At 68.9% G+C, this 14,493-nt stretch carries 14 protein-coding genes; 2 read left to right on the top strand and 12 right to left on the bottom strand.

Annotated elements, in window-relative coordinates; genetic code table 11:
* Positions 1-31: 31 nt before the first annotated feature.
* Positions 32-823: a hypothetical protein gene (locus tag AC3IF3_RS00180; protein WP_489226627.1), complete on the bottom strand. Its 792-nt coding sequence runs from the start codon at positions 821-823 to the stop codon at positions 32-34.
* Positions 824-1,893: 1,070 nt separating this feature from the next.
* Between AC3IF3_RS00180 and AC3IF3_RS00175 the strand changes: the two genes are divergently transcribed.
* A complete protein-coding gene (locus AC3IF3_RS00175; RefSeq protein ID WP_489226625.1) occupies positions 1,894-2,268 on the top strand; it encodes a hypothetical protein in 375 nt (124 codons plus the stop codon).
* 47 nt (positions 2,269-2,315) lie between these two features.
* Here AC3IF3_RS00175 and AC3IF3_RS00170 read toward each other — a convergent pair whose 3' ends face one another.
* The 9 genes from AC3IF3_RS00170 to AC3IF3_RS00130 form a co-directional block, all read right to left on the bottom strand.
* On the bottom strand, positions 2,316-2,600 hold the full coding sequence (locus AC3IF3_RS00170; protein WP_489226624.1) for a hypothetical protein: 285 nt from the start codon (positions 2,598-2,600) through the stop codon (positions 2,316-2,318).
* 194 nt (positions 2,601-2,794) lie between these two features.
* A complete protein-coding gene (locus tag AC3IF3_RS00165) occupies positions 2,795-3,196 on the bottom strand; it encodes a hypothetical protein (protein ID WP_489226622.1) in 402 nt (133 codons plus the stop codon).
* Positions 3,197-3,259: 63 nt separating this feature from the next.
* Positions 3,260-3,631, bottom strand: a complete 372-nt coding sequence (locus AC3IF3_RS00160) for a hypothetical protein (protein WP_489226620.1) — start codon at positions 3,629-3,631, stop codon at positions 3,260-3,262.
* A gap of 197 nt (positions 3,632-3,828) precedes the next feature.
* Positions 3,829-5,316: an HlyD family type I secretion periplasmic adaptor subunit gene (locus AC3IF3_RS00155; protein ID WP_489226619.1), complete on the bottom strand. Its 1,488-nt coding sequence runs from the start codon at positions 5,314-5,316 to the stop codon at positions 3,829-3,831.
* A complete protein-coding gene (locus AC3IF3_RS00150; protein WP_243964830.1) occupies positions 5,316-7,031 on the bottom strand; it encodes a type I secretion system permease/ATPase in 1,716 nt (571 codons plus the stop codon). Before AC3IF3_RS00150 ends, AC3IF3_RS00155 begins: the two co-directional genes overlap by 1 nt.
* A gap of 350 nt (positions 7,032-7,381) precedes the next feature.
* On the bottom strand, positions 7,382-10,774 hold the full coding sequence (locus AC3IF3_RS00145) for a carbohydrate-binding domain-containing protein (protein WP_489226617.1): 3,393 nt from the start codon (positions 10,772-10,774) through the stop codon (positions 7,382-7,384).
* A gap of 957 nt (positions 10,775-11,731) precedes the next feature.
* The gene (locus AC3IF3_RS00140; RefSeq protein WP_489219229.1) at positions 11,732-11,989 is read right to left on the bottom strand and encodes a hypothetical protein; all 258 of its coding nucleotides are present in this window, start codon (positions 11,987-11,989) and stop codon (positions 11,732-11,734) included.
* 423 nt (positions 11,990-12,412) lie between these two features.
* Positions 12,413-12,811 (bottom strand): hypothetical protein, encoded by a 399-nt coding sequence (locus AC3IF3_RS00135; protein ID WP_489226615.1) that lies wholly within the window; start codon positions 12,809-12,811, stop codon positions 12,413-12,415.
* A 182-nt stretch (positions 12,812-12,993) separates the two neighbouring features.
* The gene (locus tag AC3IF3_RS00130) at positions 12,994-13,404 is read right to left on the bottom strand and encodes a DUF1236 domain-containing protein (RefSeq protein WP_489226613.1); all 411 of its coding nucleotides are present in this window, start codon (positions 13,402-13,404) and stop codon (positions 12,994-12,996) included.
* A gap of 39 nt (positions 13,405-13,443) precedes the next feature.
* On the opposite strand from AC3IF3_RS00130, the gene AC3IF3_RS00125 reads away from it, so the two are divergent.
* Entirely contained in the window at positions 13,444-13,695 is a 252-nt protein-coding gene (locus AC3IF3_RS00125) for a hypothetical protein (protein WP_489226611.1), read from the top strand.
* A gap of 172 nt (positions 13,696-13,867) precedes the next feature.
* Here the strand turns inward: AC3IF3_RS00125 and AC3IF3_RS00120 are convergent, their stop codons facing one another.
* The gene (locus AC3IF3_RS00120; protein WP_243971311.1) at positions 13,868-14,008 is read right to left on the bottom strand and encodes a hypothetical protein; all 141 of its coding nucleotides are present in this window, start codon (positions 14,006-14,008) and stop codon (positions 13,868-13,870) included.
* Positions 14,008-14,259: a hypothetical protein gene (locus AC3IF3_RS00115; protein ID WP_489226609.1), complete on the bottom strand. Its 252-nt coding sequence runs from the start codon at positions 14,257-14,259 to the stop codon at positions 14,008-14,010. The genes AC3IF3_RS00120 and AC3IF3_RS00115 overlap by 1 nt, the downstream gene beginning before the upstream one ends.
* Positions 14,260-14,493 lie beyond the last annotated feature (234 nt).

Here is a 14,493-nt window from a genome sequence, read left to right as displayed (position 1 = left end):
ACAGGCGACCCGACGAGCGCCGCCGCCCGCCTCAGGGCCGCGGGCCGGTCACGACGACCTCGACATCGTCGACGCCCATTCCGATGGGCGCATGCACGTGACGGCTGCCCGGCGGCCTCGGATCACGGTCGGGGCGAAGATCGAACCCGATCCGAGCGGCCTTCAGCGCCTGCACCACCCGCTCCTGAAGCGCCGTGATCCCGCTTCTGTTGACCCGGATCAGGATCCCCGAATCCGGGGGATTGGCGAGACCCAGGATGATCCCTGAGGACACATTCCATCCCGCACTCCGGAAGGCGTCCTGGAGTTTACCGCTCAGCGGTTGTGCCTCCCGATTCCCACCCTCGTAATCGATCGAGATGTTGCCCCGCGCGGTCGCGAGCGCGCCGATCAGCGCGGTCGCCTGTGCGGGGGTCAGGTCGGAATCGGGCGATCGAACCGGAGGCGCGCCCGAGCCCGCGTCCGTCTCCAGCACCGAGCGCTGTGCGCCTGCCTCTCTCACGAACCGCGGCACGTGCGGATTCTCGGCCCCGGGCTGCGCGCGGCCGGGCCCCTCGACGGTGGGCCCCGCGGCTCGATCCGCCGCGACAGCGTCCGCTCTCGCCTCGACACCGTGCTGGGCGGCATCCTTGTATCGCTTCAGATGCCCCTCGGCGGCGGCGGCGTCTCTCTTGTGGGTGATGATCGATCCAGCCGCCGACACTCCGACGAAGACCGTCGCGATGGCTGCGGCGATCAGGGAGTATATCAGAGCCCGGTCCCAGGCATCGCTGTCGAGCCCGAACATCAGCGTCGAAGCGGGCTGTCCTGTGCTCGCGATCACGGTGGCTTCCTGAGGTCCGGCTGCGTTCATGGTAGTCGTTTTGCCGATGATCACATACATCAATGCAGAAAGCGTGAAGAGCAGTCGAAACTCGGGGAAAGCAGCAATCGCGCCCCGGTCTGGACATTCCGCGATCGAACGTGCGCGACGTCTGCGGCGTCAGCATCGACGAGAGCCCCGGCCGCAGGACCGTGACGCGCGCGATCCGGTATCGGCGTGGGATACGGATCGAGCATCGTCGCGAGATGCGATCCGACACCCGCTTCCGCGCACGGCATAGGGCCCGTCGCACGCCGAGCGTCCACGCGGCCCTATCGGGTCGGTGCAGCGCGCGGTTGCGATCGATTCACACCGGCGTCCCGACGGGTCATTCGCCGCGCTGGAACGCAAATTCGCTCCTCGGTTGTTGAGCCCCGCGGCAGATGGTAGATCCGGAGCCGCGACATTCCGCTGGGTTTGGCGGCCGGACGCCGTGGCGCTTCCGGCTCCCCGGCCCGCAGTGGAGCCCGCGTGGTCCTCCGAGGGAGCGTGATGCGCCCATATCGTGCTGCCGCAGGTCTCGGCTTTCTCATCCTGGCGAGCACCGCGTGTCTCGCGCAATCGGCACCGCCGGCGGCGCCCGCGCGTCGACCACAACCGTCCGCCGCAGTCCCGGCCCCGGCGACGGACGCGGGCCCGGTCGATCTCGAGGCGACCCGCAAACGGTTCGATACCAATTCGGCCAAGACGGCCGCGTCCGACCGGAAACGGGACGCGAAGCTCAAACAGTCGATGGGATCGATCTGTGCGGGCTGCGAGGCGACGCCTCCGGCAAAACGCGGCCGGGCGGCGCGACCGGCGGCCACGGCTCCGGAGGATGAGCCATCGCCCGCCGACTGATCCGGCCCGAGGCCCCCGTCCGGCTCGAGGCCGACCGGCGTTCGAGCACGCGGTCATAGCCCGATGCGCGCGCGCCTTGGGCGGGCCGAGACGGGAAGAAACGCCCGACCGTGTGGCCCGCGTCGCGGCGACCGGCCCCTCCGGGACAGGCGCACGTCGCGCCCGCAGGCCGCCGATCCCTAGAGGGCGAGATGATGCGCATCACCGCTGCGGCCTTCGCCCTGATGCTCGCCGGATCGCCGGCGCACGCGGAGGCGGCCAATTCGCTGCACGCGCTCTGGGAGACCCTGGGCGCCTGCGCGCGCCGTGCTCAGGTCGCGCCCGAGGCGGCGGGGTCCGAAGTCACCGTCCTGTTCACGCTCAAGCGTGACGGGACGCTCCAGGGCAAGCCGCGGATCACCTATGCCCGGCTGGTCGGCGACCGCGACCAACAGCAGGCCTTCATCGCCGCCACCCTTTCGGCCATCGCCGGCTGCTTCCCGATAGCGATCACCGACGGCCTCGGAGGGGCCGTGGCCGGCCGACCGATCCGGTTTCGGATGGGCAGCGGTTCCCGGGGGGCGTGATGGATCTCGGCAAGCGCGGGGGCGGGATCACGCTCACACTCAGAGGCTCAGTCGCTGCCGTCGGGGCCGGAGAAGGCGCGGAACGCGGCCACGAGACGGGAGGCTTCCCGCACGTATTTCTTCCACGCGGGCTCTTCGATGCTTCTGAGGACCGCGATCCCGTCCTCCGTGACGAACGGCTCCGTCCGATCCGATGACGCGACGGAGTCGGGCTCCCTTCCGTCGAACTTGCACAGCGCACGGGCCACGCGTTCCACCGGGTCGGTCCGCCTGACGGTCTGCCAATCCAACCAAATCGGATCGTCCTCGGCGCTCGTCTCGTCGTCCATCATCGCCGTGAGTCTCCGGATCGGGTCTGCTCTTGTGCCAGGACGATCAGCGCGATGACGGGCTGCGATAACGACGAACAACCGTTTTGGCGGAGACCGCTCAAGGCGATCGACAGGTCCGATCAAAACCCCCCGCGCATCGCCGACCTGATCCGATCGGTCTCAGTACACAGCGACATCGCCGCGCCGAGATGCGCTCAATCACTTTTGCCGGCCGCACGAAAGACGCGGACGCGGCCGCGCTTCACCGGCTCGGCGTGTGCCTCGACCACTTCCGGCGTGGCCGATCGCGATGTCGTGCCGGCCGTCATGTCGATCGTCAGTCCGCTGTTCGGCGTGTAGGGCTGCGGCTCCAGGGTGAGAAGTTCCGCCACGGCCGCATCGACGGCCTTCTGAACCGCGTTCACCGCGCCGATCTCGTCGCGCGCCGCCGCGGCGAGGGCCGCCGCGCCGACGAACTGGCCCCACTCATCGTAGACCATCACCTTCTCGGCGCCATCATGCACCCGTGACGAGGCCAGGAACAGGGCTTCACGCGCCGTGTTCCGCCGGGTGTAGGTGTTGACGGCCTGCCGCTCGGTCATGATCGTGAAGGGCATCGCGGTCTCCAGACTTCATCCGCAGCGGCGTTCAGGCGCGCCGCACTCGAGGACGCCCAGCGCTCAGTACCGCTGCGTCGCCATCCGAAACACGCGCCCGTTCTTCGGCACGGGCCCCTTGGTGCCGACGGACGCCTCGCCCGCCGCGGCCGCATCGTCGCCCGGGCGCGCCGGTTCAGGATCGCGGGCGAGAAGGTCGGTGGTGCCGCTCACGACGACAGCCTGCGTCCCGGCCGGCTCCGCGCGCTCCCGTGCCATCTGCTGCAGCGCCGAGGCGCTGACGAACACCCCGCGCGCATCGAAGACCCAGACCTTCTCGACGCCGCCCTGGACCAAGGTGGATGCGAGGAGGAGCGCCTCGTGCGGCGTCGTGCGCGTGTCCCGGCTGCTTACGCCCGCACGCTCCGATACGATGGTGAACAACATGGAACTCACCGGCAATGTTATCGATCGAGCTTAAAACAAGGGCGTAGACCGCGCAACGCAAGTCAACACCGTCTCGATCGGTCGGCCGTTCTGATCCTGCCGCGATCCAAGCTCGTCCCGAGCGGTGCGCGGGACGGCAGCGGCGGTGACGCGATCGGCGTCAGCCGCGTCACGGGGCGGACGATCCCGTCCCGATGCCCGATCCCCTACTTCTCACGCCACGCCTTGGCGATCTGATCGGACATCGGCTTGACGAGGTAGCTCAGCACCGTCCGCTCCCCGATCTGCAGGAACGCCTCCACCGGCATGCCCGGGACCAGCCGGACCCCGCCCAGGCGCGCCCGCTGGGGGTCCGCCACCGCGATCCGTGCCGTGTAGAAGCTCATCCCGGTCTTCGGATCGCTCGCCACATCCGCCGAGACCCGGCTCACGACCCCGTCGATCTCCGGCGTCGTGCGCATGTTGAAGGCCGAGAATCGCAGCACCGCCCTCTGGCCGACCCGGACGTTGTCGATGTCCTGCGGCTGGATGTGCACCTCCACCGCCAGCCGGTCAGCGTCCGGGACGACCAGCATCACCGGCTCGGACGGCGTCACCAGACCGCCGACCGTGTGCACGCTCATCTGGTGCACCACCCCGTCCTGCGGCGCCCGCAGATCGACGCGCTTGAGCTGGTCTTCGGCCGCCACCCGCTTTTCCGACAGCTCCGACCACTTCGCCCGGATCTCGGCGAGGTCCTTGCCCACCTCGGTGCGCATCTCCGCGTCCACCTGCAGGATCTGCAGCCGCGTCTCGGCGATCTTGCCCTTGGCCGAGGCGATCGACGCGGTCAGCTGCCCGCGCTCGCCCTCAAGCCGCGCCTCGTCCCGCTCCAGCGCCGTCACCCGCGAGAGCGCGACGAGATTCCGGGCGTAGAGGTCGTGGACCCCCTTGAGCTCGTTGCCGATCAGCCGGATCTCCCGCGCCTTGGCGGCCACCTGCTCGCCCAGCCCGGCGATCTCCTCCTGCTGTTGCGAGGCCCGCTCGGACAGCTGCGCCCGCTGCCCGTCCCGGCTCGCCCGCCGCGCGGAAAACAGCCGGCTCTCACCCTCCACCAGCGCGGCGACTTCCGGATCGGCCCCCTGTCGCAACAGAAGCGAGGGCGAGAACGTGACCTCGCTCAGGCCGTCCCGCTCGGCCTCGGCGCGGGCGCGGCGCGCGGCCAGCTCGTCCAGGGCCTTGCGCGTCATGTCGAGGTTGGCCCGCGTCAGGGTCTCGTCGAGATGCACCAGCACGTCGCCGGCCCGGACGCGGTCGCCGTCCTTGACCCGGAGTTCGCCGACCACGCCGCCCGTGGGATGCTGGACCTTCTTCACCTCGGACTCGACCACGAGCTGGCCCGGCGCGATCACCGCCCCGGCGAACGAGGTCAGCGCCGCCCAGCCGCCGATGCCCGGCACCAGCGCCACCGCGATCAGCCCGGCCGCCACCAGCTGACGCCGGATCGAGGCCCGCGGATCGAAGGCGCCGGCCGCCGGCGCCAGGCTGGTGGCCGCGAATTGCGCGGCGGCGAAGCGTCCGGCGTCGGCCGCGAGGCGGCGGATTTCGGCGTGGGTGCCTGCGAACAGCGCCATCGCCCGCGGCGGGACGCGCCGGCGCGCGCCCGCGCCGAGTCTGTGGAACGCGGCCTTCACGGCCTGGGACCCGCTCGCCATCACGCGCTCTCCCGCAGGGCGGGCGCAGGGGCCGGGCGCAGGACGCGCTTGAGCACCTCGTCCTTGGTCCCGAAGGCCTGTACCCGGCCCTCGTGCATCATCAGCACGTGATCGACCGCCACCAGCGCGCTCGGGCGGTGCGCCACCACCACGCAGATCCCGCCGCGTCCCCGCACCCGCAGGATCGCCTGCGTCAGGGCGTGCTCACCCTCCGCGTCGAGGTTGGCATTGGGCTCGTCCAGCACCACCAGGAACGGATCGCCGTAGAGCGCCCGGGCCAGGCCGATGCGCTGGCGCTGGCCCGCCGACAGGCCCGCGCCCGCCTCGCCCAGCACCGTGTCGTAGCCCCGCGGCAGGTTCAGGATCAGGTCGTGCGCGCCCGCCGCCTGCGCGGCCGCCACGATCGCCTCGGCGGGGGCGTCCGGCAGGAACCGGCTGATGTTCTCCGCGATCGTGCCGGCGAACAGCTCGGTCTCCTGCGGCAGGTAGCCGATCTGCGCTCCGAGATGCTCGGGCGACCATTGCCCCAGATCCGCCCCGTCGAGCCGCACCCGGCCCCGCGCCGGCGTCCAGATCCGCACCAGCGCCCGGACCAGGCTCGACTTGCCCGCCGCCGAGGGGCCGATTACCCCCACCCCCTGGCCCGCCCGCAGCTGGAAGCTCGCCTCCTGCACCGTCGCCCGGTCCGCGCCGGGCGGCACCACGTGAACGCCCTCCACGCTCAAGCTGACCTTCGCCGCCGGCAGGGCGAGCGGGACGCGGGCCGGCGGATGGCGCTCCAGCGCCTCGGCCAGACGCTGCCAGCTCTGCCGCGCGGCCACGAAGACGCGCCAGTTGGCGATCGCCAGTTCGGCCGGCGCGAGCGCGCGCGCCACCAGGATCGAGGCGGCGATGATGATCCCGCCGCTGGCCTGGTTGTTGATCACCAGCCACGCGCCCAGCGCCAGCACGCCCGATTGCAGCGCCATGCGGCAGGCCTTCGAGACCGCCCCCAGGCCGCCGGCGAGATCCGAGGCGCGCTGCTGCGCGTGGGCGTGATCCCGGTTGACCGCCCCCCAGCGCCGGCACAGCCTGTCCTCCAGGCCCAGGGCCGCCACGGTCTCAGCGTTGCGCCGCGCGGCCTCGGACAGCGCCAGCCGCCGCCCCGCATGGGCGGCGGCGCTGCGCGCGGGCGCCCGCGAGGCCAGCTCGGCGGCCAGCGTCAGGCCGACCAGCAGCACGGCGCCCCCGATCGCCGCCGCCCCGATCAGCGGGTGGAACAGGAAGCACACGGCGACGTAGACGGGCAGCCACGGCAGGTCGAACAGGGCCGCGGGCCCGGACCCGGCCAGGAAGGCGCGCAGCTGCTCGAGATCGCGCAGCGGCTGACCGGCCTGATCCGGTTTCGCCCCGCGCAGCGGCGCCTGGACGCTGAGGCTGAAGACCCGCGGGCCGATCTCGGCGTCCAGCGCCGCCCCGATGCGGGCGAGGGTGCGGGCGCGCAAAGCCTCCAGCGCGCTCTGCGCGGCGTACAGGGCGAGGGCGAGCACGCACAGGCCGACGAGGGTGGGGATCGACCGGCTGGGGATGACCCGGTCGTAGACCTCCAGCATGAAGAACGAGCCGGTGAGCGTGAGGAGGTTCGCGAGCGCGCTCATGCCGGCCACGCCCATGAAGGCACCGGCGCTGTGCCAGAGCGCCGCCGACAGCTCGCCCGATTGTCCGACCTGGCGCATGCGTTCGGCCCCCCGACACAGGCCGGCCCCGGCGAGACGGGGGCCTGGCATGGTCCGTGCAGATCTCAATCAAGGCTCAACCGAGCCGGCGCAACGATCAGACTCCAGTGAGACGCCAGGCCACGGATGTCAATAGAGCAGAATGTATTCTGACAATCGACGCCAAATCTTGAAATGATGACGGCGCCCGCAATGCCGAAAGCTTGCGGACGCCGTCATAATGCCTTGCGATGCAACACGGCATCGCTCAATGTCTTGACATGTGACCGGCATTGCCGATCCGGATCTTATCCCCTGCGGCCGCTCGACCACCGCGGCGGAGAGCGCCGGGATCGCCCCGACAGCTCCCCTCACGCCATGTGGAACCCGCTGCCGGCATGATGCGTGTCGAGGGTGAAGATCAGGCTGGCGTCGGCCGACGTGAGACCGGCCGCATTGGTCTCGTAGACGGTGACCGTGTGCGGGCCGTCGGCACTGCCGTCGGTGGCCAGGACCGGGGCCGTCGTGGTGAACGTGCCGCTGTCGAGCTTGTAGTGCAGCGTGTCGCCGCTCACGGACGGCGCATAGGTGACCAGACCGTCGCTGGTGACGTGGGTGCCGCCTGTCCCGGTATCGTGCGTGAGCGCGACAGTCGGGGCAGCCGGCGCGGCAGCGGCCGTACCGGCGCCCGTGGCTGTCGCCGACGCGCCGGAGCCCGTGCTCGTTGCCGGGACGGTGAACTGCTGCGATCCGGTGTTGAGCAGGCTCAGGCTGCTGTTGGCGATGGCGGTGCCGTCGTGGCTGGCGCCGTCGACGTACAGGTTGCGGTCGTTGCCGGGGCCGCCATAGGTGTCGTTGAGGAAGGCGACGCTGACCGTGTGCGGGCCGGCGCCGAAGTTGCCCTGTACGGTCACGGTGTCGTCCAGCGCGCTCGAACCGGCGACGTGGGCGGCGTGCGCGGTCAGGGTGCCGCCGACCTGCTGGCCGTCCACCGAGATCGTGTACTGCGCGTCGCCCTTGTAGGCGTCCTCGCTGATCTTCAGCACCAGCTGATCCGGGCCCGTGCCCACCGTGGTCGCCACCCCGCCGCCGCCAGTGCTCGGCGCGCTCGTGCTCGGCGCACTTGTGGTCGGCGTAGTGGTGGTCGGCGTGCTCGTGCTCGTGCTCGGCGCGCTCGTATCCGCACCGGTGCCCGGGACGGTGAACTGCTGGGGTCCGGCGCTGAGCAGGCTCAGGCTGCTGTTGGCGATGGCGGTGCCGTCGTGGCTGGCGCCGTCGACGTACAGGTTGCGGTCGCTGCCGGGACCGTAATAGGCGTCGTTGAGGAAGTTGACGCTGACCGTGTGCGGCCCGGCACCGAAGCTGCCCTGTACGGTCACGGTGTCGTCCAGCGCGCTCGAGCCGGCGACGTGGGCGGCGTGCGCGGTCAGGGTGCCGCCGACCTGCTGGCCGTCCACCGAGATCGTGTACTGCGCGTCGCCCTTGTAGGCGTCCTCGCTGATCTTCAGCACCAGCTGATCCGGGCCCGTACCCACCGTGGTCGCCACCCCGGCGCCGCCGGTACTCGGCGCGCTCGTGCTCGGCGCGCTGGTGGTCGGCGTAGTGGTGGTCGGCGCGCTCGTGCTCGTGCTCGGCGTGCTCGTATCCGCACCGGTGCCCGGGACGGTGAACTGCTGGGGTCCGGCGCTGAGCAGGCTCAGGCTGCTGTTGGCGATGGCGGTGCCGTCGTGGCTGGCGCCGTCGACGTACAGGTTGCGGTCGCTGCCGGGGCCGTAATAGGCGTCGTTGAGGAAGGCGACGCTGACCGTGTGCGGCCCGGCGCCGAAGCTGCCTTGTACGGTCACGGTGTCGTCCAGCGCGCTCGAGCCGGCGACGTGGGCGGCGTGCGCGGTCAGGGTGCCGCCGACCTGCTGGCCATCCACCGAGATCGTGTACTGCGCGTCGCCCTTGTAGGCGTCCTCGCTGATCTTCAGCACCAGCTGATCCGGGCCCGTACCCACCGTGGTCGCCACCCCGGTGCCGCCGGTGCTCGGCGCGCTCGTGCTCGGCGCACTTGTGGTCGGCGTAGTGGTGGTCGGCGCGCTCGTGCTCGTGCTCGGCGTGCTCGTATCCGCACCAGTGCCCGGGACGGTGAACTGCTGGGGTCCGGCGCTGAGCAGGCTCAGGCTGCTGTTGGCGATGGCGGTGCCGTCGTGGCTGGCGCCGTCGACGTACAGGTTGCGGTCGCTGCCGGGGCCGCCATAGGTGTCGTTGAGGAAGTTGACGCTGACGGTGTGCAGCCCGGCGCCGAAGCTGCCCTGCACGGTCACGGTGTCGTCCAGCGCGCTCGAACCGGCGACGTGGGCGGCGTGCGCGGTCAGGGTGCCGCCGACCTGCTGGCCATCCACCGAGATCGTGTACTGCGCGTCGCCCTTGTAGGCGTCCTCGCTGATCTTCAGCACCAGCTGATCCGGGCCCGTACCCACCGTGGTCGCCACCCCGGCGCCGCCGGTGCTCGGCGCGCTCGTGCTCGGCGCGCTGGTGGTCGGCGTACCCGTACTCGGCGCGCTGGTGCTCGGCGTGCTGGAAGCGGCCGGTCCCGATACCTGGATGATGAACGGATGATCCGCGAGGGCGAGGGCGACACTCGACACGTTGTTCAGGGTCTGCACCGGCGTCGAGCCCGCCAGCGGATCGAAGATCTGGACCGATGAGAAGACGTGACCCAACTGCACGGTGACCGCACTCGACGGGACGGAGATGGGTTGATGTGTCTGCTCGTTCCAGACGTCAGGCTCGTTCCAGAGCACGATCTGATAGGAGCTATCGGATTTCTGCGTCAGGAGACTGTAAGCCGAACTCGGCATTCCGCTCAGCGAGTAGTCGAGTCCCCCTGCACTGAATCCTGCAGCGTTCGAGCCGGGATCGCTCAGAATCGTCGTTAGGTTATGAAGAGCCGTGGCCGCCTGCTTCGGTGTGTTGTCCAGATTAAATAGACCGAAGTGGTCCTGGATGTCCGAATTTGTCGGGTCTGAATAAGCATCGAGCAGCTGGTATATGTAAGTCGAGGCCGATCCGGACTGAACGGCATCCAAGACGGTGTTGAGGATCAGCTTTGCCTGTGTGTTCTCATCGACGCCTTCCCAGCCGATGGCGCTGCCAGCCGCGATCGATGTGTGATAACCGATCTCCGTGATCGCCACAGGTTTACCAGGGTCGATCGCCGAGATAGCCGCCTCGGCACCCGTGATATCGCCACGAGGCTGGCCACCACTCATGTTATAGAGATGCACGTTATCCGAGTCTGACGCCGTTTTAGGCGCCGGAAAATCGGTAAAACTGAGTACCGGTATGTCTTTGAGGACCGGATCAGCGTTCACGGCCGCATAGAGATCCTGCTGATAGGCTTGAGCGGCCGCGATCCCGGTGAGACCATGATACGTGACCGGGAAGTTGTTCACCTCATTAGGCCCCTCGATTCCAGTCACCGAGCCCGGATGAGCGACCACGAAGGCATGGATCTGCGCAACCGCATCCACGGGATTGGTCGCACCGTTCACGATGAAGTCGAACTTCATCCCGGCCTGTGCAGCCGCGGCAAGATTGGCCTGGCCGGCCAAGCTCGGATCCGGCGCGGCATCACGCAGATTCGTCAAGCCGATATACTGAAGATCGCTCAAGTCCTTGGCGATATTCGCGTATTGACCATCAGTATAGTCGATATGCGTGTTGACGCCGATACCATCTAAAACATCAACAACGCGCAGCGCAGATTGAATGCTCATCGGTCTCTTCCAGATCCAACGATCGATTCACACCGATCCGGCGCGGGATGATGCAATCAGTCCCCGACGGCACAGCTTCTCGAGCTCTTGCCTTGACTTGCCGTCGCTCTCTACATTCTCGATACGAGGAAGTACGATGACTCTGAACTCTGTACCCGCAGCGCTTCTTTGATCGAGTGCTGGGGCACCATCGCGTGTGTCCCCTTCGGCCGATCCTGCGATCGGATCGGCGATATCCGGTCGCGGCAAAGAGCTTAAGTAGTTACACCAAACTGATCGCCTCGGCCACCATGCTCATCCCTCAGCGCGCAAACCGAGCCCACGGATGCAGCTTACCATTTTGGGGACATTGCGTTTTCGTCGATGCGCCGCGCGCCGCGCAGCGCTTGAGCGATATCGACCCCGCAAGACGTAGACCAATTGTATCAGCGTCCTGAATCCGAGATGTTGTCCGGTCCATCCCGGATGCCAGTCCATGAGTTCGAGCCCGACCCCGTCGAAGCCATTGCGCTTCGGGGCTCAGCCGGGCTCGATCGATATCCGGATGGACTGGATGGTCGCGCCAGTCTGCTCCGGGTTCGGGCACTCCGAGCTTCGTGGCGAAATGGTTAATGATGTCTTAACGTAACCGCGGCAGAGACGAGTTCGGCCACGGGGTTGCGATGGACTGAAATGCCGAGCCTGGCGGCGGTTTTCACCGGATCGCGTTGAACGTCGGGCGCGGCCGGTCGCAGCGTTACCGGAGTTGGGGCGACGACAGGGGTCGGAAGGCGGCGGATCGAGGCGCGTGTCGAGCCGTCTATGAGCTTTCACTGCGACCGATCCGCCTTTGAGGTTACCGACCAACGGCGTCACCTGAGACCGCGCCGTGATGCCGGCGGGCCCCGTTGCGTATCGGTCCGACCGCTGGTGAGATCGGAGGGTGCCCCCGTGATCGGATCGGGGCCAGCCCGAGCGTCAGGCAAGCGCCTGCGGGTGCGGCGACGGCGTTCCGGTGTACGTCTCGGGCCTGAGCGGGCAGCCGGCATGCGCTCGGCGATGTTGCAGGTTCAGACTGCCCTTGCCGATGTAGGTCCCGGCGATGACGACTTGCCCATGGCAGGCAGGGCAGCGCTTCTGCGCCATCGTGTAGAGACCGCGCGCTTGCGTGAGTGTGGTGGGATGCCACGCCCCATCCACCTTCACTTCGCATGTTCGCTGGCTGGCCGTCAGCATGTCCGTTCCGCGCGGCGTCGCGACATCGATGCGCGACCTGAGGATCAGGCTTGACCCGATAGGGTTAACAGCCCGTTGCCCTGGCCGCTCAGACGATGTGGCGGCGGGACATCGCCAGCGCGGCTGACACGCGAGGAGATCCCTGAACGGGCCGTCGATCGTCTCCGCCAGCGCGTGGTCCCAACCGTCGCCGATGTTGCCGCGAATGGCTCGACGCCCGTCTCGGCCAGCCGGCCATCGAGACCACGACACGACCAACACCACCGACCTCGCGGCTTTCTGCCCGCGATGGCCTATGATCCGCGACCGGCCGGAGCCTCAGAGCCGGCGCCGGCGCGCGCTGTTCCGGCGGACGGAATTCGGCGGCCTGTTCGGCGGGCCCTACGCCTGAGAGCGCAGCTCCGGAGCGGGCCCACTCGACCGTCAGCTCGCTTCACCGAGATCCAAGTCGCGGATCAGGTCGCCGATCGGATCACCGTCAGCAGCCTTCTGAGCGACCGGCGGCACCAGCGCGCCCGACAGTCTCGGCAACGTCCGCGCCCCGGGTGGCGGCGCGACCGTTGGATGGCGCGCCAATAGCGCTTCGCTGTCGGCCATCAGCGCGGCGGGCTCGCTGCCGAGCAATCTCTGCGGCGCGTCGGTCCAGATGGTCGCTGTGGATGGCGCCGCCATGGCCACCGTGACGATCCGCGCGCCGCGATCCGACCGTTCATAATTGCCCGGATGCAGGACGTGGGCGGCGACGAGCAACCCGAGTGCAGCAATCGCCGTGGTCGCGAGGGTGGATCGATAGTGTTCCATCTCGGCAGAACAAACGGTCAAGCTCCCCGTTCCGACCGATCCGCCGCGATAGCTAACCGTGACTTTACAGCCGCCGCCGGGCGGCTCGATTTACCGGATTGCCCCGAGGCCGATCGGATCGCCGGGGACGAGCCCAGGCCTGACGCGATCACGCGGTCACGGTCCGGTGGTGGTCGGGGGATCAAGTGTGCCGGGATCGGTTCCTACTCGATCACCTCCACGATCCGCCGGCTCACCGGCTCGACGAGAACCGGGTGGCCGTTGACGATCGTGTAGCTGTACTCCGGAAGCGCGAACTCGCGTGGCACGTCGTAATAGACCACCCCGTCCTCCGGCAGCACCGCCCCGACCCGCACGGGGCCCGCGAGCGCGATGGAGGGGCGGTTTTCGCCGAGCGCGTAGATGCGGAAGCGCTCCCGACGGTCGACGCCGAGGATGCCGTTGGCCGTACCCACGGCCGCCCCGATCGCGCCACCGACGACGGCGCCAAGCGGACCAGCCATCTCCTCGCCGCGCTCGGCCCCGTCACGGGCGCCGCGCTGCAGCCCCTGCGCATGAACGGCCGCCGTGAAGCCGAGCACCGCCAAAATCGGTAGAAGGGTCGTGAACCTCATGGTGTATTCTCCTGCAACGTGATGAGAGGTGCGAGCGCCGTGACCACCGAACCTGGACGCGAGATCCACGTCAGCCCCAATGGCGACCGCTGGCGCCTGCTGTGCGATCCAGCGACTGGGTACAGCTTCGTCCGGCACAGGGGCAACGCCGCCTCGGGCGGCCACGTCACCGAGATTGGCTTGTCCGCCTTTCTCGCCGCGGATCGGGGCGGTCCGGAGCACCGGGCGCTCTGGCTGCTGATCGCGTCCTTGAGCGATGACGGATCCGCACCCGTGACTCCAGCCGCGTAGACCGGACCGGCACGCCCTCGATCAGCTTGGCCTGTTCTCCGAGCAAGGCCTCCGCGATCCCTGCGAGCGCGGCATGCGCGATCGCGGTGATGCCATCCTGGGCGGCCACATCCATCGCCACGGGGACCACGCGCTCACGCCGCCCCATAGCGGGGCGGGGGCGCGACGGCCGTCAGGCCGTCGGCGCGATCCAGCCGAGAACCGTCGCGCAACGCTCGGCCTGGTCGCGGGTCAGCCCCGACGCGACGGCGGTTCCGTTGCGGTAGACCACGAAGGTGCCGTCGTCGGTCACGCGGATCTTGATCGAGGCCATCACAAACCTCCGGCCGCGAGGGCCCGGAGCTGCAGCAACCCCGCTGGGGTGATCTGCCAGGTCGCGAACGTGCCGCCGAGATGAGGGGCGGCCTGCTCACCGAGCCAGACGAGATCGCCCCGGCTCTCAAGACCACGGAGCCGGCTGTGATCACCCGGCCAAGCGCGGTCCAGCTGACGTTTGACGGAGACGCATCCGTCCGTGGATTGCGCGGCTTTGGTGAGCAGGCGGCGCGCGTGATCGACCAGCATTGGCTCTCCGGGGTGGGGCTGCTCCGTCCCGCGTCACATCCGTCGATTGTGGCGCGTATGGCCAAGCTCGAGCAACAGTGCGGCAACAATGTGGGTTTCTGCGGAGGACCCCGAGGGCCATGCCCTTCGGGAGCCCCACCGAGCGGCGGGGTTCGCATCGGGGCAGCCATCCGTCGGTAGACGCAGCGCCAGTTGCAGACTAAACGTTAGGACACTATCTATAAGCCCGCTATG

The sequence above is a fragment of the Methylobacterium sp. J-118 genome, from assembly GCF_057836565.1.
This window is presented reverse-complemented; position numbering and strand designations above follow the sequence as displayed.

Excerpts from the sequence above, each read along its gene's own strand:
- AC3IF3_RS00175 (WP_489226625.1), top strand. The coding sequence starts at position 1,894 with ATGATGCGCATCACCGCTGCGGCCTTCGCCCTGATGCTCGCCGGATCG.
- AC3IF3_RS00170 (WP_489226624.1), bottom strand. The coding sequence starts at position 2,600 with ATGATGGACGACGAGACGAGCGCCGAGGACGATCCGATTTGGTTGGAT.
- AC3IF3_RS00165 (WP_489226622.1), bottom strand. The coding sequence starts at position 3,196 with ATGCCCTTCACGATCATGACCGAGCGGCAGGCCGTCAACACCTACACC.
- AC3IF3_RS00155 (WP_489226619.1), bottom strand. The coding sequence starts at position 5,316 with ATGGCGAGCGGGTCCCAGGCCGTGAAGGCCGCGTTCCACAGACTCGGC.
- AC3IF3_RS00150 (WP_243964830.1), bottom strand. The coding sequence starts at position 7,031 with ATGCGCCAGGTCGGACAATCGGGCGAGCTGTCGGCGGCGCTCTGGCAC.
- AC3IF3_RS00145 (WP_489226617.1), bottom strand. The coding sequence starts at position 10,774 with ATGAGCATTCAATCTGCGCTGCGCGTTGTTGATGTTTTAGATGGTATC.
- AC3IF3_RS00140 (WP_489219229.1), bottom strand. The coding sequence starts at position 11,989 with ATGCTGACGGCCAGCCAGCGAACATGCGAAGTGAAGGTGGATGGGGCG.
- AC3IF3_RS00130 (WP_489226613.1), bottom strand. The coding sequence starts at position 13,404 with ATGAGGTTCACGACCCTTCTACCGATTTTGGCGGTGCTCGGCTTCACG.
- AC3IF3_RS00120 (WP_243971311.1), bottom strand. The coding sequence starts at position 14,008 with ATGGCCTCGATCAAGATCCGCGTGACCGACGACGGCACCTTCGTGGTC.
- AC3IF3_RS00115 (WP_489226609.1), bottom strand. The coding sequence starts at position 14,259 with ATGCTGGTCGATCACGCGCGCCGCCTGCTCACCAAAGCCGCGCAATCC.